This window comes from Pantoea sp. X85 (assembly GCF_029623675.1).
Taxonomy (GTDB): Bacteria; Pseudomonadota; Gammaproteobacteria; order Enterobacterales; family Enterobacteriaceae; genus Pantoea; species Pantoea leporis.
Genome location: NZ_CP121108.1, coordinates 2,690,636 through 2,709,183, shown reverse-complemented (window position 1 = coordinate 2,709,183; position 18,548 = coordinate 2,690,636). Strand labels below are relative to the sequence as shown.

13 protein-coding genes and 1 tRNA gene are annotated in these 18,548 nt (G+C 57.6%); 1 reads left to right on the top strand and 13 read right to left on the bottom strand.

Annotated features, from left to right (window positions below; genetic code table 11):
- Nucleotides 1-44: 44 nt before the first annotated feature.
- From P6287_RS12545 to P6287_RS12535, 3 genes are all read right to left on the bottom strand, one after another.
- On the bottom strand, nucleotides 45-1,328 hold the full coding sequence (locus tag P6287_RS12545; protein WP_101763341.1) for an MFS transporter: 1,284 nt from the start codon (nucleotides 1,326-1,328) through the stop codon (nucleotides 45-47).
- Between the two features lie 84 nt (nucleotides 1,329-1,412).
- Nucleotides 1,413-2,423 (bottom strand): Zn-dependent oxidoreductase, encoded by a 1,011-nt coding sequence (locus P6287_RS12540; protein ID WP_277974931.1) that lies wholly within the window; start codon nucleotides 2,421-2,423, stop codon nucleotides 1,413-1,415.
- Between the two features lie 208 nt (nucleotides 2,424-2,631).
- A tRNA-Asn gene (locus P6287_RS12535) sits at nucleotides 2,632-2,707 on the bottom strand.
- A gap of 306 nt (nucleotides 2,708-3,013) precedes the next feature.
- Here P6287_RS12535 and P6287_RS12530 point away from each other — a divergent pair.
- Nucleotides 3,014-4,135 carry a Gfo/Idh/MocA family oxidoreductase gene (locus P6287_RS12530; RefSeq protein WP_217548664.1) on the top strand — a complete coding sequence of 374 codons (1,122 nt, stop codon included), beginning with the start codon at nucleotides 3,014-3,016 and terminating at the stop codon, nucleotides 4,133-4,135.
- A 77-nt stretch (nucleotides 4,136-4,212) separates the two neighbouring features.
- Here the strand turns inward: P6287_RS12530 and yegS are convergent, their stop codons facing one another.
- The 10 genes from yegS to P6287_RS12480 all read right to left on the bottom strand — a co-directional run bounded on the left by yegS (nucleotide 4,213) and on the right by P6287_RS12480 (nucleotide 18,510).
- Nucleotides 4,213-5,112 carry a lipid kinase YegS gene (gene yegS / locus P6287_RS12525; RefSeq protein ID WP_110866633.1) on the bottom strand — a complete coding sequence of 300 codons (900 nt, stop codon included), beginning with the start codon at nucleotides 5,110-5,112 and terminating at the stop codon, nucleotides 4,213-4,215.
- 249 nt (nucleotides 5,113-5,361) lie between these two features.
- Nucleotides 5,362-6,729 carry a tRNA 5-hydroxyuridine modification protein YegQ gene (gene yegQ, locus P6287_RS12520; RefSeq protein WP_101763345.1) on the bottom strand — a complete coding sequence of 456 codons (1,368 nt, stop codon included), beginning with the start codon at nucleotides 6,727-6,729 and terminating at the stop codon, nucleotides 5,362-5,364.
- Nucleotides 6,730-6,874: 145 nt separating this feature from the next.
- On the bottom strand, nucleotides 6,875-7,582 hold the full coding sequence (gene baeR / locus P6287_RS12515; protein WP_101763346.1) for a two-component system response regulator BaeR: 708 nt from the start codon (nucleotides 7,580-7,582) through the stop codon (nucleotides 6,875-6,877).
- A gap of 9 nt (nucleotides 7,583-7,591) precedes the next feature.
- Nucleotides 7,592-8,977 (bottom strand): two-component system sensor histidine kinase BaeS, encoded by a 1,386-nt coding sequence (gene baeS / locus P6287_RS12510; RefSeq protein WP_101763347.1) that lies wholly within the window; start codon nucleotides 8,975-8,977, stop codon nucleotides 7,592-7,594.
- Nucleotides 8,974-10,380, bottom strand: a complete 1,407-nt coding sequence (mdtD, locus tag P6287_RS12505; RefSeq protein ID WP_192411522.1) for a multidrug transporter subunit MdtD — start codon at nucleotides 10,378-10,380, stop codon at nucleotides 8,974-8,976. Before mdtD ends, baeS begins: the two co-directional genes overlap by 4 nt.
- Nucleotides 10,381-10,396: 16 nt before the next feature.
- The gene (vapC, locus tag P6287_RS12500; protein ID WP_217548660.1) at nucleotides 10,397-10,795 is read right to left on the bottom strand and encodes a tRNA(fMet)-specific endonuclease VapC; all 399 of its coding nucleotides are present in this window, start codon (nucleotides 10,793-10,795) and stop codon (nucleotides 10,397-10,399) included.
- A complete protein-coding gene (gene vapB / locus P6287_RS12495; RefSeq protein ID WP_101763423.1) occupies nucleotides 10,795-11,028 on the bottom strand; it encodes a type II toxin-antitoxin system VapB family antitoxin in 234 nt (77 codons plus the stop codon). The genes vapC and vapB overlap by 1 nt, the downstream gene beginning before the upstream one ends.
- A 71-nt stretch (nucleotides 11,029-11,099) precedes the next feature.
- Entirely contained in the window at nucleotides 11,100-14,171 is a 3,072-nt protein-coding gene (mdtC, locus tag P6287_RS12490; protein WP_277973805.1) for a multidrug efflux RND transporter permease subunit MdtC, read from the bottom strand.
- Nucleotides 14,168-17,290: an MdtB/MuxB family multidrug efflux RND transporter permease subunit gene (locus P6287_RS12485; RefSeq protein WP_277973804.1), complete on the bottom strand. Its 3,123-nt coding sequence runs from the start codon at nucleotides 17,288-17,290 to the stop codon at nucleotides 14,168-14,170. Before P6287_RS12485 ends, mdtC begins: the two co-directional genes overlap by 4 nt.
- Nucleotides 17,290-18,510, bottom strand: a complete 1,221-nt coding sequence (locus P6287_RS12480; RefSeq protein ID WP_277973803.1) for an MdtA/MuxA family multidrug efflux RND transporter periplasmic adaptor subunit — start codon at nucleotides 18,508-18,510, stop codon at nucleotides 17,290-17,292. The genes P6287_RS12485 and P6287_RS12480 overlap by 1 nt, the downstream gene beginning before the upstream one ends.
- Nucleotides 18,511-18,548 lie beyond the last annotated feature (38 nt).

Genomic DNA, 18,548 nt, shown 5'->3' with positions numbered 1-18,548 from the left:
AGTCATTCCTTTTAGCAAATGGGGCGCTCAGCGCCCCATGAGATTTACACTGAAACCGGTTTATTAGTGGCTTTAGGTTCACGAATCACCAGCAGTACCAGCAGCGCGCCGACGCCAGCCACCGCACCTGCGAGGATAAAGGCGCTGTCAAACTTACCGGAGTGCTGCACGATGAAGCCAGTCACCACCGGGCCGATCACACCGGACAAGCTACCTATCAGATGGATAAAGCCACTGATGCTGCCGACGCGGCTTTTGTGCACCACGTCCTGCACAATCGCCCAGTAAATTGCGCCGGTGATGTAGAGGAAGAAGATCGAGATCGACATCATGATCACCGCCGAGTTGACCTCTTTTATCGTACCTGCCAGCGCCACGCAAATCGCCGCGGCGGTAAGTGAAACCACCAGCACAATTTTTCGTGAAAGCAGCAGCTTGCCGGTGATGTTGAAAATCTTATCGGAGATCCAGCCACCCAGCGCCAGGCCCACGAAGCCAACAATCCACGGGATCATGGTGGTGATGCTCATCGCTTTGATATCAAGGCCGTGCGCCTGCACCAGATACGCCGGGAACCAGCTCAGGAAGAAGAACAGAATGTAGTTGTAGCAGAAGAAGGCAAAGGCGGTGACCAGAATGATCGGCTGGCGCAGATAAAAGCCTAAACCATGCGCGGCGCCGCTTGAGTCGATCACGTCGGCCGGTTCTTCGGCTTTCAGTTTTTCTACTAAGGCACGCTCTTCTGCCGAGACGCGCTTACTTTTCGCCGGATTATCTGACGCGAAGAAGAACCACAGCGCCAGCCAGACGAAGCCAATCGCGGCGATCACTACAAATGCCGGACGCCAGCCGAACGACAGCGCCAGATAGCCAACAATCGGACCGGCAACCGCGCCACCCAGCGGTGAACCCGAGCTGAGTAAGCCCATTGCGGTGGCGGCCTGTTTTTTCGGGAACCAGCCGTTAATGGCTTTGTTCGCTGAGGCAGAGATGGGGCCTTCCGCCATGCCAAACAGCACGCGCAGAATCATCATCGACCAGAAGCCAGTCGCCATCGCGGTTAGGCCGCAGAACAGCGACCACATGCCAACGGCGGTGCCGAGCACGATGGTCGGGCCAAATTTATCGGTCGCTAAGCCACCGATGAAGTTAAACAGGGCATAACCGAAGAAGAAGCTGCCGAAAATCATGCCGAACTGCTCGGCGTTGATCATCAGGTCTTTTTCCACCAGCGGTACCGTCAGAGAGAGGGCGATACGATCAAGGTAGTTGATCATAAACACCAGGAACAACAGCAGTACGAGGGTCCAGCGCAGGTTCTTAAACATAGAAACTCCGTCATCGTCATTTTTTATAGTAATAATGCCGGCAGGTAAGGGACCGGCATGGGGACACCTGGTGTGCGGGTTAACTTAACCCATTTGTAGGATCACTTTGCAGCAGGTGCGGGGATCTTTTTCGAACAGCGTCATGGCTTGCTCAACGTCTGCCAGCGGGAAATAGTGCGTCACCAGTTTCTCCGGCTGGATCTGGCCTTGCTCAATCCACTCAATCACCTGCGGGAAGCGATTGCTGTTGAGACGCGAGGTGAACAGCGACAGCTCTTTGCTGGTGAGACTTTGCTGCGTGATGCTGCACGGCTCGCCAGAAAAACCCAGCAGGCCGATACGCGCCGCCGGTGAGGCGAGGGCGGCGGCTTCTGCCAGGATCGAAGGGTGACAGGCGGCGTCGATAATCAGCGTTGGCTGCACGCCTTCCAGCTGCGCGGCGAGTGGAATTTCGCTGTTGTTGAACACCTGATCGGCACCGTTTTCCTGCGCCAGCGACAGCCGTTCTGGCAGACGATCAACCACTAATACCTGTTCAACGCCATACACGCCTTTCAGCACCTGAATGGCGGTGAGGCCCATTGGCCCGGCACCGTAAATCAGCGCCACATCGTTTGGCTGTGGTTTGAGGAAGGCGGTGATATTGGCCGCGATGGTGAAAGGTTCGACCATGCTTGCGAGTTTGTCGGGAACGCTATCCGGCAGGCGGAAGGCGTTTTTTGCTGGTGCCACGGCATATTCGCTAAAGCCACCGTCGCGGTGCACGCCAATCACCTGCAACGCTGTGCAGACGTTCGGGCGACCAATCGAGCAGGGATAGCAGTGACCGCAGCTGACCACCGGATCGACCGCCACACGTTCGCCAATGCGGCTGGCGGCAACGTCATCGCCGACCGCATCAATCAGGCCGAAGAATTCGTGACCAATCACGCGCGGATATTTAGCGAAAGGATTGTGACCGTGCCAGATATGCACGTCGGAACCGCAGATGCTGGCAAATTGCACCTTCACGCGTACTTCACCTGCAGCGGGTTGCGGCAGCGGACGTTCTGCCAATACCAGTTTACCCGGTTGCTCAATCACTACACTTTTCATCATCTACTCCAACGGGAATGCAATGATGAAAAAATACGCGTACAAATACTACCATACAAGTCGGCGTTAAAGAGTTGTGAAGAGAATCACAGAGGAACAGTTACGTAGGGGCGCCATTCATGGCGACCAGGGAATCACGGCCACCCTAAATGGCGACGCTGAAATGACAAAAACCCGCTCAGGTTTCCCTGAGCGGGTTTTTTAAATTTGGCTCCTCTGACTGGACTCGAACCAGTGACATACGGATTAACAGTCCGCCGTTCTACCGACTGAACTACAGAGGAATCGTTTGAACGGGGCGCATATTATCGAGCGGCCCTCGCCTTGTCAAAACTCTTTTTCACAATTCGTTCTGACTGCTGAATAAAGCGTCAATTGCGCGCCATGAGCGGACTCAGCGCGGCAAAATCACAACTGATACAACATCTTTTGTGACGATGATCACCATCTCTATGCAAAATTACATTCTGATTTGTCGATTTTGTCAGATACCTCGCATGCATGATCACAGATATTTCATTTCGCCGTTGTCGGGGCCAAAAGCGAAACATATATTCCAGATCAACTCTTAAGCGAATGCGGGAATAGTCATGAACAAAGTCAGAATTGGAATGATTGGCAGTGGTTACATCGGTCGTTGTCACGCGATTGCTTACGCTCAGGCACCTACGGTTTTTGCCCTGAAAGGCGAGATCGTGCGTGAAATGCTGGCGGAAGTGAACCCAGAGCTGGCAGCAAAACAGGCGGCAACTTTTGGCTTTGCCCGTTCTACCGGCGACTGGCACGAGCTGGTGCGCGATCCGAACATCGATGTGGTTGATATCTGCGCGCCGAACTTCCTGCATAAAGAGATGGCGCTGGAAGCGATTCGCAACGGCAAGCACGTTTACTCTGAGAAACCGCTATCGCTATCAGTGGCCGATGCGGAAGAGATGGTACAAGCGGCGCAGCAGGCGGGCGTTAAAACGCTGGTCGGCTTTAACTACATGAAAAACCCCACCAGCCAACTGGCGCGCGAAATTATCGCGCGTGGTGAAATCGGCGATGTGGTGCACTTCTACGGCACGCACAATGAAGATTATCTGGCACGGCCGGAAACGCCGCTCGATTGGCACTGCCAGAAAGCGTTGGCCGGATTAGGCGCGCTTGGCGACCTCGCTGCGCATATTGTGAATATGGCGCACTATTTGGTCGGTGATATTGAAGAAGTCAGCGGCGATATGATGACGGTGATTAAAGAGCGTCCGGATCCGAAGGATGCTTCACGCCTGCTGCCGGTGGAAAACGAAGATCAGGCCAGCGCCTTGCTGCGCTTTAAAAACGGTGCGCACGGCGTGTTTGAAACCTCGCGAATCGCCTGCGGCAGCAAAATGGGCCTGACGTATGTGGTCACCGGTACCAAAGGCACGCTGCGTTATACCCAGGAACGTATGGCCGAGCTGGAGCTGTATATTCACGATGAACCGGCAGGCCGCCAGGGTTTCAAAACCATTTTGACCGGTCCGGCGCATCCGGATTACGCCAACTTCTGCGTCTCTGCCGGGCACGGCATCGGTTTCAACGATCAGAAAACCGTCGAGATTCGCGATTTAATCAATGGCATTGCCGCTGGCGATCGCATGTGGCCAGATTTCGCCGAAGGATTGCAGGTGCAGAAGGTGCTGGAAGCTGTTGCGGTTTCCGCACTGGAACGCCGCTGGATGAAAGTGTAATTACAGTTAACTGAATAACATCGTAGCGGCGCAATGTATTGCGCGCCGTTGAAAGCGCGCCGCTACGGTAATGTGCATTAAGCAAGTAACGGGCATTGCGGCGGCAAACGGCAGCTCAGTGCGCCCGCCATCACTTCAATCTCAAACTCACTTCCCGTCAGCGGTTCGCCATCCAGATTAAACGTCATCTCATGGGGTGAACGGATGGTGAGCGACTGCAGCTGCGCCGTGACGATATTCGGATTTTCATCATCACGCGTCAGCGAATGCAGCAACGTTGGCAGCAGCTCTTGCGCGGTGACGATGCTGAGGTTGAGCTGTCCATCATTGATAAGTGCATCCGGGCAGAGCTTTTGTCCGCCGCCGGCCTGACGTCCATTGCCGATGCCAATTACCAGCGCATCGCCTTGCCAGTTAAAGCCGGGGCCGCTGATTTCACAGCGATCCGGTTTCAGCGCATCGACGCGCATCAAACCATGAATAAAGTACGACACGCCGCCGAGTGCCGATTTCAGCTTTTCAGGCGTTTCGGTGGTGATGCGTGTACCAAATCCGCCGGTCGCCATATTGATAAAGTAGCGATCGCCGTTCACGCGCGCCAAATCGATAGCCGTGGCTTTTCCCACCAGCGCGAGACGTAAAGCCGGTTCCATCCCTTCAGGAATACCGACGCTGGTGGCGAAATCATTGGCGGTGCCGAGCGGTAAAATGCCCAGCGCCGGACGCTGCTGCTCGGGCAATCCCGCCAGCGCGGTGGCGATCTCATTGATGGTGCCATCACCGCCGCCAGCCACCACGGTTTCTGCCTGCAAAGCGACCGCTTCTTGTACATAACGATCGCCATCACCTTTTTCCCAGGTGACGCGCACCGCCAGATTAAAGCCTTCATCACGCAGCGTATTCACCGCAGCGCGCAAATCTTCATTACCTGCGCCTTTCCCGTTGAGGATCAGCAGCGTCAGCGGTTTGTTTTGCATTATCAGTTCCTTGATGCGAGAGACAGAGCACTGGTTATAGCATAGCTGGAGAGAGAACTTTATCGGCGGGCGACGAAAAAATCGGTGGGCGATCAAAAAAGAAAACCCGCACGGGGGAGCCGGGCGGGTGAATGAGGTGGTTCCTGGTACTACCTGCTTTTATTCTTACTCGTTAGCAGCAGGCGAGATTCTAAAGCGAGGCGAAGAAAGGGTCTGTGATCCTACTCTAACTTCGCCATTTTCTTTTCTTTATGTGCGATTTTTCCCGTGTGGATCGTAGGTGCTGTGGCCATCGGTGAAATTACGCAACAGCAGGGCAAAGGCGAGGTTGACCGATTCCGGGACCGGGATCCACACGCGGTGTCCATCGCCTGGCGCCACGTCCACCGCCGATCCTTTATCGTTCTGCATGGTTTCCAGCGTGCAATTAAGGTTGCCTTCGGGCGTCATGATCTCGACAGAATCCCCGAGCATAAACTTATTCTTTACCGCAATCTGCGCCCAGTCACCGCGACGTTCGCCGGTGAATTCGCCGACAAACTGCTGGCGCTCGGAGATGGAGAAACCTTGCTGGTAGTTCTGATAGCTGTCATGGGTATGACGACGCAGAAAGCCTTCGGTGTAACCGCGATGCGCCAAACCTTCCAGCGTCTCCAGCAGCGCTGGATCGAAGGGTTTACCCGCAGCGGCATCGTCAATGGCACGGCGATAAACCTGCGCGGTGCGCGCGCAGTAGTAGAAGGATTTGGTGCGGCCTTCGATTTTCAGCGAGTGAACACCCATTTGGCTCAGACGTTCAACGTGCGCCACCGCGCGCAGATCTTTAGAGTTCATGATGTAGGTGCCGTGTTCATCCTCGAAGGCGCTCATCACCTCACCCGGCTTCATCTTCTCTTCCAGCAGGAACACCCGGTCGGTGGTGGCGCCGACGCCCAAAGTCGGCTCCTGCACCTTAACCGGCTCATGGAAACCGACGATATTGCCCATCTCATCCTGCTTGCCTTCTTCCACTTTGTATTCCCAGCGGCAGGCATTGGTGCAGGTCCCTTGATTAGGATCGCGTTTGTTGAGGTAGCCCGAGAGCAGGCAGCGGCCGGAGTAAGCCATGCACAGCGCGCCGTGCACGAAGATCTCAATCTCCATTTCCGGCACCTGCTGACGGATTTCTGCAATCTCATCCAGCGATAGCTCGCGTGAAAGAATCACGCGCGTCAGCCCCATCTGCTGCCAGAATTTCACCGTGGCCCAGTTGACCGCGTTGGCCTGCACCGACAGATGAATCGGCATCTGCGGAAAGGCTTCACGCACCAGCATAATCAAGCCGGGATCGGACATGATCAGCGCGTCCGGCTGCATGGCAATGACCGGCGTCAGATCGCGGATAAAGGTTTTCAGTTTGGCGTTGTGCGGGGCGATGTTGACCACCACGTAGAATTTCTTACCGAGCGCATGGGCTTCATTGATGCCCTGCGCCAGAATCTCGTGGGTGAATTCGTTGTTGCGCACGCGCAGGCTGTAGCGCGGTTGGCCAGCGTAGACGGCATCAGCGCCGTAGGCAAAGGCATAGCGCATATTCTTCAGCGATCCCGCTGGAGAAAGCAGTTCAGGTTTTAACATGGATTTTCTCACTGATGTCAGGTCAGCATGCCATCGTGGATGGCAGGTGCAGCGGCCGCATTATACGGCCCTGCAAAAGGTGGGGAATTGTAGGCAGGCCCGCACCCGATGTAAATTGACCTGGATCAATGTAAGCCGTTGCAGGCTACAGCAAGCGGCAGACGTCCGCTTCCCAGCGATACCCCATGCCGTACACCGCGCGGATAAACGGCTGTTCCGCATCGAGGCTTTCCAGCTTGCGGCGCAGGTTTTTGATGTGACTGTCGATAGTGCGATCGGTGACTACGCGGTAATCGTCGTAGAGATGATTGAGCAACTGCTCGCGCGAGAACACTTTTCCCGGCTCCAGCGCCAGCGTTTTCAGCAGACGAAATTCGGCGGGCGTCAGCTCCAGTTGTTGTTCACGCCAGCTGGCCTGAAAGCGGCTCTCATCAATATGCAAAGGCGATTCCTGCTGCGCCTCTTCCGGCGAACGTTTGACGCGGCGCAAAATGGTTTTGACGCGCGCCACCACTTCACGCGGGCTGAACGGCTTGCAGATATAGTCATCCGCGCCGATTTCCAGCCCCAGCAGGCGATCAATCTCCTCGGTGCGCGCGGTCACCATGATGATCGGCAGTTCCGAGAAACGTCGAATTTCGCGGCACAGCGTTAAGCCGTCGCGGCCGGGCAACATCAAATCCAGCAGCATCAGGTCCGGCGGCGTGTGCTGAACATAGCTCAACACCGCGTTACCGTCGGCGATGTGGTGCGTGCGATAGTTGGACGCCTGCAGATAATCAATCATCAGCTGCGCCAGTTTGGGTTCATCTTCTACAACAAGGATCAGAGGATCGCTATTTTCCGGGCTCATAAGTGGCGTCTAGTGAGGAACATACGGCAAGTTTAGCGTGATTTGCAGTCCACCTAAATCAGAGTGATCCGCACTGATGCTGCCGTCATGCGCTTCCACGATGTTTTTACAGATCGCCAGGCCAAGCCCAGAGCCGCCGCTGGCGCGATTGCGTGAACTTTCCGCGCGAAAAAATCGTTCAAATAATTGTGCCTGATGGGCCGGATCAACGCCCGGCGCGCTATCCGCAAACCGCAGTTGCCAGTTTTCGCCCGCCAGCTGCATCGAGAGCTGCACCGCGCCGCCGCTGTCGGTGTAACGCAGGCTGTTTTCCAGCAAATTGGTGAACAGCTGCATCAGGCGATCGGGATCGCCAAAGCTCTCCGCCTGCGCGGGTAACGCCAGATTGAGTGCTAAGCCGCGGCTGCGATAGCGTTCGCCGAAGCTGCCGGCCACCACTTCCAGCAGAGTGACCAGATCAACTGGCTGCTTGCGATAGGCGAGGGCGCCCGCGTCGGACAATGACAGCTGATGCAGATCCTCCACCAGTTTGGTCAGCACCACCACTTCGCTTTGTAGCGAGCTGATGGCTTCCGGCGTCAGCTTGCGCACGCCATCCTGCATCGCTTCCAGCTCACCGCGCAGAATCGCCAGCGGCGTGCGCAGTTCATGGGAGATGTCGGCCATAAAGGCGCGGCGGTTGCTTTCGTTCTTTTCCAGCGAACTGGCAAGCTGGTTGAAGTCGCGGCCCAGTTGGCCGAGTTCATCGCTGCTGCCGACTTCCACGCGGGTAGCGAAATTGCCCGCCGCCAAATGGTGCGTGCCATCCACCAGCCGTTTTACCGGTGCCAGTAAACCGCGCGCCAGCAGCCAGGTGACCAGCGCGGCGAGTAACCCGGTCAGCGCCACAATCATCCAGCTGGTGCGTCGCTGCTGCTGATCAAAGTTAATGTCGGTGCTGCGCGTCAGACGTTCAGCCGGTGAGGCAATCACCCAGCCAACAATTTTGCCGTTGCTGGTGGTGATATTGCGCCGGGTACCTTCCGGCGGCACCGGCTGGCGCGGCCCTGACAGCACTTTGTATTGCTGATCGATAATCCAGAACTGCGTGCGCCAGCCGTGCGGCGGTAACTGATTAACGCTGCCCGGATTCTGCTCCAGCGAGCGCAAAATAGAAAAAATCAGCTTGTCATTGCTGCGCAGAAAATCCCAGCTACCGTGCTGCTCATACTGATCGGCCAGCGCATCGCTCAGCAGGGTTAAGCGCTGCTCATTGCCCTTTTTGATGTAATCCACAAAGCCGTGCTCAAAGCTAAGCCGCACGCCCCAATGCATGGTGATGATCACCAGCATGCAAGTGGAAAAAATCGCCGCAAACAGCTTGGCGCCAATGCCCCATTTTACCGGCCGCTTCATCCTTTGCTCCTGCCTCTAAGGTCAACGTTTTTACTGACATCCTTCGGTACGCGCCAGAACACCAGCGCCGGCAGCGCAATCACCAGCGCCATGCACAGATAGGTGTAAATGAAGGTTTGATGCGCCGCCGCGCTGTCGGTTACCACGCCGTGGCCAAATGCGCCCAACAGCAAACCGGCCACGGTGACGCCAATACTCATCGACAGCTGCATGATCATCGACAACAACGAGTTGCCGCTGGAAGCCAGATCGTCCGGCAGCTCTTTGAGCGTCAGCGTGTTCATCGAAGAGAAGCGGATGGCGTTGACCATGCCCTGCAGCAATAACACCACCGGTAGCAGCCAAATCCATCCCAGCAGCGCCACCAGCGGGAACAGCAGCACCACCAGCGCCAGCGCCAGGGTCGCGCCGACCAGCGCATTGCGATAGCCGAACAGGTTGACGATGCGCACCACCACGCGCTTAGTCCCCATATTGCCGAGCACCATTGGAATCATCATCAATCCGGCGTGGAATGGGCTGTAGCCGAGGCCGACCTGCAGGAAAATGGGCGTCATAAACGGCAGCATGCCGCTACCGATGCGGCCGGTAAAACTGCCGATCAGGCCAATTGAATAGATGCGGTTATCAAACAGTTTCAGGCTGAACAGCGCGTTATCGTTGTTGCGGCCGTGCATCAGGTAGAACAACAGTGAAAACACCCCAACCAGAATCAGTAAGCCGAGCAACAGCGGCGATCCGCCGGCGCTGCGCTGACCATCCAGCGCCAGCGTTAAGGTCGCCATGCCGACGGCCAGCAGCACAAAACCGAGGAAATCGAAGCGCCGCGTCTGCATGGTGTAATTCGGCATCAGCGTCAGCGTGGCAATCGCACCAATGATGCCAACCGGAATGTTGATCAGGAAAATCCAGTGCCAGCTGGCGTACTGCACCAGAATCCCGCCCAGCGCCGGGCCGAGCAGCGGACCAATTTGTCCCGGCGTGGTGACGAAGGTCATCGCCGACATATATTGCTCGCGCGGCACAATTTTCATCACCGTTAAGCGGCCAACCGGCACCATCATCGCGCCACCAATGCCTTGCACCACGCGCGCCATAATCAGCTCATCGAGCGTGGCGGAGAAGGCGCACAGCAGCGAGCCGATGCTGAACAGCACAATCGCGCAGAAGAAGATATTGCGCACGCCAAAACGGTCCGCCAGCCAGCCGCTGATCGGCAACGTAATCGCCACGGTCAGCACATAAGAAACGATCACCGAGTGCATATTCAGCGGGCTGACGTTGAGATCGCGCGCCATCGACGGGATCGCGGTATTGACGATGGTGGTATCCAGCGCCTGCATAAAGAAGCCAAACGCGACGATCCACAGCTGCCAGCGCACGGTGGCGTTTTGAGGTGACATGCAGGTACCCGTTATGTCAGATCCAGTTTTCGCAGATCAGCCCATTCACGCGTGAAAATTCACGCAAATTGTTCGATACCAACGTGAGGGCAGCACTGCGGGCATGAGCGGCGATGTGAAGATCGTTCAGACCGATAGGCGTGCCATTTTTCTCAAGCTCTGCGCGGATAGCGCCATAGTGGAAAGCGGCTTTGGCATCGTAATTCAGCACATCAAGGCGTGAGACAAAATCTTCAACGGTACGTAAGTTCCGCTCTGGAAAGGCGCTCTTTTCTGAGCCATGAAACAGCTCCGCCAGGGTGATCGTCGAGATAACCATCCGGCCGACATTGGCGTTGAAACGTTCGAGCACTTCAATCGGCCGCCGCTTGATGACGTAGATAACAATATGGGTATCCAGCATGTAGCGATGCATTAAAACGCTTCCCGCTCAGATTGTTCCTGCGAAGCACGCTCATCCATAAAATCATCGCTCACCGTCGGACCGTCGAGGAAAAAACTGTCCCAGGCGTTCTCTATGGGCGTGAGGATGCGCTCCTTGCCAATCGCTCTGACGGTGACGTTTTTTACATCATCAGGAAAACGAACGTCTGCTGGAATGCGAACGTTTTGTGTCCTGTTGCTGGTAAACACGGTACCTTGTGACATATAAACCTCCTCAGTATTGAACTGGTTAAAGTTTACGCTCTTGGTGCTACATAGCAAGCGTATGTAGCAAGTCATTCAGCTATCAGTTGAACCTTTTTCTTACGCCGCCGCAGCTTATCCATCATCAAATAGACCACCGGCGTGGTGTAGAGCGTCAGCAGCTGGCTCATCACTAAACCCCCGGCGATGGTGATGCCGAGTGGCTGACGCAGCTCCGCGCCGTCACCGCTGGTCAGCACCAGCGGCAGTGCGCCAAACAGTGCGGCGAGCGTGGTCATCAGAATCGGGCGGAAACGCAGCTGGCACGCCTGGAAAATCGCGTCGCGCGGCGACAGATTGCCGTTGCGCTCGGCATCCAGCGCAAAGTCGACCATCATGATGGCGTTCTTCTTCACGATACCGATCAGCAGCAAAATGCCGATCAGCGCAATCAGGCTGAACGGCGTGTTGAACAGCTCCAGCGCCAGCAGCGCGCCGACGCCCGCCGACGGCAGCGTGGAGAGAATGGTCAGCGGATGCACGTAGCTCTCATACAGAATGCCCAGCACGATATACACCGCCGCAATCGCCGCCAGCATCAGGTAGAGCTGATTGGATTGCGACTGCTGGAACACCTGCGCGGTGCCGGCAAAGCTGCCGCGCACGCTGGAAGGCACGCCAAGCGCGGTGATGGTGCGGTCAATAGCTTCAGACGCCTGCGACAGCGATACGCCTTCCGGCAGGTTGAAGGAAACGGTGGATGCCGCCGACAAGCCTTCGTGGTTCACCGACAGCGGCGCGTTGGCCGGTTGCCATTTGGCAAACCAGCTCAGCGGAATCGCTTTGCCGTCGCTGTTAATCACAAACATCTGATCGAGTGAACTGATGTCCTGGGTGTAGCGCGGATCAACTTCCATCACCACTTTGTACTGATTAAGCGGCTGATAAATGGTGGAGATCTGGCGCTGACCAAAGGCGTTATTCAGCAGGGCATTAGCGGCAGAGACATCAATGCCGAGCCGCGCCATGCTTTCACGGTCGTAGGTCAGATTCATTTCGCTGCCGTTGTCCTGCTGATCCGAGTTGACGTCCGCCAGCTCGGGCAGGGCGGCGAACGCCTGACGGATTTTCGGCTCCCATTCGCGCAAATCATTCAGGTTATCCGACAGCAAACTGTACTGATAGCTGGCGTTGGACTCACGTCCGCCAATGCGAATGTCCTGCACCGCGTTGAGATAGAGATTGGCACCGGGCTCTTTCGCCAGCTTGATACGCAGCCGGGCGATCACTTCCTGCGCGCTTTCGCTGCGCTCGGAGAGTGGCTTGAGCGAGACGAACATCGAGCCACTGTTAGTGCGCGAACCGCCGGTAAAGCCGGTGACGTTATCCACTGCCGGGTCGGCTTTGATGATGTTCATGAAATCCTGCAGCTTGCCGCGCATCGCCTGGAACGAAATGCTCTGATCCGCCGAGATAAAACCTTGTAAGCGACCGGTATCCTGCTCCGGCATAAAGGTTTTCGGGATCGAGATGAACAGCCACACGGTGAGCGCCACGGTGCCGAGCAGCAACATCAGCACCCAAATGGCGTGATTCAGCACCCAACCCAATGAGCGCGCGTAGCCGTTTTGCACCTTCATCAGCAGCTTGCCAAAACCGCGGAGACGCGGCTGGCTGCGTTTGACCTGCGGTTTCAGCAGATAGGCGCACATCATCGGCGTCAGCGTGACCGAGATAAACAGCGAGATCAGAATCGCCACCGACAGCGTAATAGCGAACTCCGAGAAGAAGCGGCCAATAATACCGCCAATCATCAGCAGCGGCAGGAACACGGCAATCAGCGACAGGCTCATCGACAGCACGGTAAAACCGACCTCGCGCACGCCGGTCAGCGCCGCCTGCAGCGGCTTCATGCCCGCTTCGACGTGGCGCGCAATGTTCTCCAGCACCACAATGGCGTCATCGACAACAAAACCGGTGGCGATGGTCAACGCCATCAGCGACAGGTTATTCAGGCTGAAGCCACACAGATACATGGCGGCGAAGGTGCCAATCAATGAAACTGGCACCGCAGCGGCGGGAATCAGCGTGGCGCGCCAGTCACGCAGGAAGGCAAACACCACCAGAATCACCAGCGCGACGGCGATGATCAGCGACTGCTCCACTTCATGCAGCGAGGCGCGAATCGTTGGCGAACGGTCCTGCGCAATTTGCAGATCGATGGCGGCGGGGATCACGTCGTGCAGTTCCGGCAATTCGCCACGAATGCGATCGACGGTATCGATGATGTTGGCTTCCGGCGATTTACGCACCACCAGCAGCACCGCCGCTTTACCGTTGGTCATCCCGGCGTTGCGCACATCCTGCACCGAATCCTGCACGTTAGCGACATCGCTGAGGCGCACCGCCGCACCGTTGTTGTAATGCACCACCAGCGGCTGATATTCGCTGGCGGTTTGCAATTCTCCGTTGGTACGTAACTGCCAGCGCTGCTGCACATCGTCAATCGCGCCCTGCGGACGGCGCTGGTTGGCGTTGCTGATGGCGGTGCGCACCGCATCCAGTGATACGCCCTGGTTGAACAGCGCCTGCGGATTGAGTTCAACGCGCACCGCCGGCAGCGAACTGCCGCCGACTGTCACATCGCCCACGCCCTCAATCTGCGACAGTTTCTGCGCCAGTTGCGTTGAGGCGTAATCATACAGCTGACCGGGATTATAAATGTCTGAGGTCAGCGTCAGGATCATGATTGGCGCATCGGAAGGGTTGGCTTTGCGATAGCTGGGACGACTCGGCATGCCGGTTGGCAGCAGGCTTTGTGCGGCGTTGATCGCCGCCTGCACATCGCGCGCCGCACCGTTGATGTCGCGATCAAAATCGAACACCAGAATGATGCGCGTGCTGCCTAGCGAGCTGGTGGAGGTCATTTCGCTGACGCCCGCGATGCGCCCCAGCGAGCGCTCCAACGGCGTTGCCACCGATGCCGCCATGGTTTCCGGCGACGCACCGGGCAGCGAAGCCGAAATCAAAATCACCGGGAAATCCAGCTGTGGCAGCGGCGCCACCGGCAGCAGACGGAAGCCGAGAATACCGGCCAGCGCAATCGCCAGCGTCAGCAAAGTGGTGGCGACCGGACGATGGATAAACAGCGCGAAAAACTTCACGACTGCGCCTCCGGGCGCTTAAAGCGACGGCGCGTGGCGTGCGACAGGCGATCAAACAGCAGATAGATCACTGGCGTGGTGAACAGCGTCAGCACCTGGCTCACCACCAAACCGCCCACCATGGCGATGCCCAGCGGACGACGCAACTCCGCGCCAACGCCGGTGCTCAGCATCAGCGGCAGTGCACCGAGCAGTGCCGCCAATGTAGTCATCAGAATTGGGCGGAAACGCAGCAAGCACGCCTGATAAATCGCCTCGCGCGGCGGCATGCCTTGCTCACGTTCCGCTGCCAGCGCGAAGTCGATCATCATGATGGCGTTTTTCTTCACGATACCGATCAGCAAAATAATGCCGATAATGGCGATGATATCCAGCTCATTACCGCTCAGCATCAGCGCCAGCAGCGCGCCGACACCGGCGGTGGGCAGCGTCGAGAGAATGGTGATGGGATGGATAAAGCTCTCATACAACACGCCGAGCACGATATACATCGCCACCACCGCCGCCACAATCAGCCACACGGTGCTGGACAGCGCCGCTTCAAAGGCCAGCGTGCTGCCCTGGAACTGCGTCATCATTTCGGCGGGCATGCCCACCTGATCTTCCGCTGCGCTCACCGCTTTCACCGCATCGCCCAACGAATACCCTTCCGCGACATCAAACGAGAAGGTCGCCGACGGGAACTGGTCGAGATGGTTGATGCTGAGCGCGGCGTGGCGCTGCTCAATCTGCGCGATGGCGCTAAGCGGCACGCTGCCGCCGTCGCTGCTGGTCAGGCGAATGCCGTCCAGACTCGCCAGTCCTGGCGTGGCATCGCTGTTCTGCTCCAGCACCACGCGATATTGGTTGGCCTGAGTGTAAATGGTGGAGATCAGGCGCTGGCCAAAGGCGTTATAGAGCGCGTTATCCACGTCGGCCATGCTGATGCCGAGGCGGCTGGCGCTGTCACGATCGACTCTTACAAAAGCTTCCAGACCTTGATCCTGCCAGTCGCTGCTGACGTCGCGCAGTTGCGGCAGCGTGTTAAGTTGCGCCAGCAGTTTCGGCACCCACAAACTCAGCGACTCCAGCGAACCCGATTGCAGCGTGAACTGGTACGGCGTGCGACTCGCCTGGGTATCAATGGTCAAATCCTGCACCGGCTGCAGCCATAGGGAAATGCCGGGCACTTTGGCTAACGCCTGTTGCAGACGCTGCTGCACGGCCGGAATGCGATCGTCACGCTCATCCAGCGGCTTCAGGTTGATTTGCAGGCGCGCGCTGTTGAGCGCGGCGTTGGTGCCATCGACGCCGACAAACGAGGTCATGCTCTGCACCGCCGGATCTTTCATGATGATCGAGGCGATATCGCGCGTGCGCTCAGCCATGTTGGCGTAAGAGACCGACTGCGGCGCCTGCAAGGTGCCCTGAATAATGCTGTTATCCTGCTGCGGGAAGAAGCCTTTGGGGATCACGATCCACAGCAACACGGTGATCAGCAAGGTGCCGAGCGCTACCGATAAGGTGATCCACGGATGCAGCAGCACGCGCGTTAAGCCGCGTCCGTAACGGGCAATAATGCGGTCAAACATCGCTTCGCTGGCCCGCGAGAAGCGGTTCTGCTTGCGCAGCGATTCAGCGCTTAACATGCGGGCGCACATCATCGGCGTCAGCGTCAGCGACACCACGGCGGAGATCAAAATCGCCACCGCCAGCGTCACGGCGAATTCGCGGAACAGGCGGCCAATCACATCGCCCATAAACAGCAGCGGGATCAGCACCGCAATCAGCGAGAAGGTGAGGGAGATAATGGTGAAGCCAATCTCGCCCGCGCCTTTCAGCGCCGCCGTCAGCGGCTTTTCGCCTTTTTCGATATAGCGCGAGATGTTCTCGATCACCACGATGGCGTCATCAACCACAAAACCGGTGGCGATGGTCAGCGCCATCAGCGTCAGGTTGTTGATCGAGAAGCCCAGGAAATACATCGCGGCAAAGGTGCCGACCAGCGACAACGGCACGGCGACGGCGGGAATGAGGGTCGCCGGAACGTTACGCAGGAACAGGTAGATGATCATCACCACCAAACCCATCGCCAGCATCAGTTCGTGCTGGGTATCGCTGACCGACGCGCGGATGTTGGTGGTGCGGTCGGTAAGCAGTTTCACCTCCACCGATTTCGGCAGCGTGGCGGTTAATCCGGGCAGCATGGCGCGAATATTATCGGCGGTGGCGATGATGTTAGCGCCGGGCTGGCGCTGCACGTTCAGCACAATCGCCTGCTGACGGTTCGCCCAGGCGCCCAGCCAGCTGTTTTCGGCACCTTGTTCGATTGTCGCCACATCGCCCAGTCGCACCGGCGCGCCGTTGTTATAGCTGATGATCAGCTTGCGATAGTCTTCCGCCGAGGTCATCTGATCGTTAGCCGACAGCGTAATTGAGCGCGTTGGGCCGTCGAGGCTGCCTTTCGCCGAATTGACGTTAGCGTTAGTAATGGCGGTGCGCACCGATTCGCTGGTCAGGCCGAGCGCAGCCAGCGCCTGGGTGTTCATCTTCACGCGCACCGCAGGGCGTTGCCCGCCCGACAGCGTGACTAAACCCACGCCCGAAACCTGAGAAATCTTCTGCGCCACGCGCGTTTCCACCATGTCCTGCACCTGCGTGAGCGGCATGCTGGTGGTGGTAACGGCGAGCGTCATGATCGGCGGGTCGGCCGGATTTACTTTGCTGTAGACCGGTGGATTTGGCAGATCGCTCGGCAGCAGATTGGTGGCGGAGTTGATCGCTGCCTGCACTTCCTGCTCGGCAACATCCAGTGGCAGCGTCAGCTGAAACTGCAATGTGACAACCGACGCGCCGCCCGAACTCTGCGACGCCATCTGCTTCAGGCCGGACATCTGGCCAAACTGGCGTTCCAGCGGCGCGGTAATGGAAGAGGTCACCACATCGGGAGAAGCGCCGGGATAGAGCGTAACCACCTGAATGGTCGGATAATCGACTTCAGGCAACGCGGAGACCGGCAGAAAACGGTAGCCGAGCACGCCGGCTAACAGAATGGCGATCATCAGCAGCGTGGTGGCGACCGGGCGCAGAATAAACAGGCGCGAAGGTCCACCGCTGCTGTCAGGAGGCATCACCTGCATTATTGACGCTCTCCGCGTGCGGGCTGCGCAGCGCGCGTGCTGTGGGTCGCGACGCTTTGCGGTGCCACCACTTCAACGGTGGCACCTGCCGTCAGGCGATCGAGCCCGTCGGTCACCACGCGTTCGCCTGCTTCGAGGCCCGCGCTGATCACCACTTTCTGGCTGTCCTGTAACCCAGCGGTGACGCGTTTTTTGCTCACTTTGTTATCACTGTTGACCACCCAGACAAAGTGACCGTCATTGCTCATCTGCAACGCGGCGGTGGGGATCACCACCGCATCCTGCAAGGTGTCCACTTTCAGACGCGCATTGACAAACTGATTAGGGAACAGCGTGTCATCTTCGTTGCTGAAGCGTGCTTTGAGTTTGATGGTGCCGGTGGTGGCATCAATCTGGTTATCGAGGCTCAACAGCGTGCCGCTGGTCAGCAGCGTTTTGTTGCTGCGATCCCAGGCTTCGACGATCAGCGGCTGTCCGCTTTTCTGCGCTTTGAGGATTTGGCTGATGTTGTTCTCGGCGACGCTGAACACCACGTCAATGGGGTGCGTTTCGGTGATCACCACCAATCCGGTGGTATCGCCGGAGGTGATGTAGTTGCCGACATCCACCTGCTTCAAGCCGACGCGTCCACCAATCGGCGCAGTAATGCGGCTGTAGGTGAGATTAAGCTGGGCGCTGGCGACGTTGCCTTCATCAGCTTTAAGGGTGCCGAGCGTTTCGCTCACCAGCGAACGTTGCGTATCGAGTTCCTGCTGCGATACCAGCGAGGTTTTCGCCAGTTTTTCATAGCGACTGAGATCGCGGCGCGCGTTGGCAAGCGTAGCCTGGTCTTTTGCCAGTTGGCCCTGCGCCTGAGTTAATGCCACCTGATAAGGGCGTGGGTCGATTTCCGCCAGCAGCGCGCCAGCGGCCACTTGCTCTCCTTCCTGGAAGTGCAGCGCCATCAATTGGCCGTCAACGCGGCTGCGCACCGTAACGGTGTTGGCGGCGGTCACGGTGCCAAGGCCACTGAGGAAATACGGCACGCTTTGGGTGGTGGCAGCGGCGGCTTGCACTGGCGCTAAGGGGCGTTTGCCACCTGCGCCGCGACCACGCTGCTGCTGACCTTCGGCCTGCGGCTGTTTATTCGGTTCCGCTGGATGCTGCCACCAATAATATCCGCCCGCCAGCACGGCAATCACGGCTACGGCCAGTAAGCTTGTTTTAATTCGACGGTTCATCAAGGCGTGTGCTCTCCAGCATTTTTCGTTTTCCCCAA

Coding starts and splice junctions, on each gene's coding strand:
- P6287_RS12545 (WP_101763341.1), bottom strand. CDS start 1,328: ATGTTTAAGAACCTGCGCTGGACCCTCGTACTGCTGTTGTTCCTGGTG.
- P6287_RS12540 (WP_277974931.1), bottom strand. CDS start 2,423: ATGAAAAGTGTAGTGATTGAGCAACCGGGTAAACTGGTATTGGCAGAA.
- P6287_RS12530 (WP_217548664.1), top strand. CDS start 3,014: ATGAACAAAGTCAGAATTGGAATGATTGGCAGTGGTTACATCGGTCGT.
- yegS (WP_110866633.1), bottom strand. CDS start 5,112: ATGCAAAACAAACCGCTGACGCTGCTGATCCTCAACGGGAAAGGCGCA.
- yegQ (WP_101763345.1), bottom strand. CDS start 6,729: ATGTTAAAACCTGAACTGCTTTCTCCAGCGGGATCGCTGAAGAATATG.
- baeR (WP_101763346.1), bottom strand. CDS start 7,582: ATGAGCCCGGAAAATAGCGATCCTCTGATCCTTGTTGTAGAAGATGAA.
- baeS (WP_101763347.1), bottom strand. CDS start 8,977: ATGAAGCGGCCGGTAAAATGGGGCATTGGCGCCAAGCTGTTTGCGGCG.
- mdtD (WP_192411522.1), bottom strand. CDS start 10,380: ATGTCACCTCAAAACGCCACCGTGCGCTGGCAGCTGTGGATCGTCGCG.
- vapC (WP_217548660.1), bottom strand. CDS start 10,795: ATGCATCGCTACATGCTGGATACCCATATTGTTATCTACGTCATCAAG.
- vapB (WP_101763423.1), bottom strand. CDS start 11,028: ATGTCACAAGGTACCGTGTTTACCAGCAACAGGACACAAAACGTTCGC.
- P6287_RS12485 (WP_277973804.1), bottom strand. CDS start 17,290: ATGCAGGTGATGCCTCCTGACAGCAGCGGTGGACCTTCGCGCCTGTTT.
- P6287_RS12480 (WP_277973803.1), bottom strand. CDS start 18,510: ATGAACCGTCGAATTAAAACAAGCTTACTGGCCGTAGCCGTGATTGCC.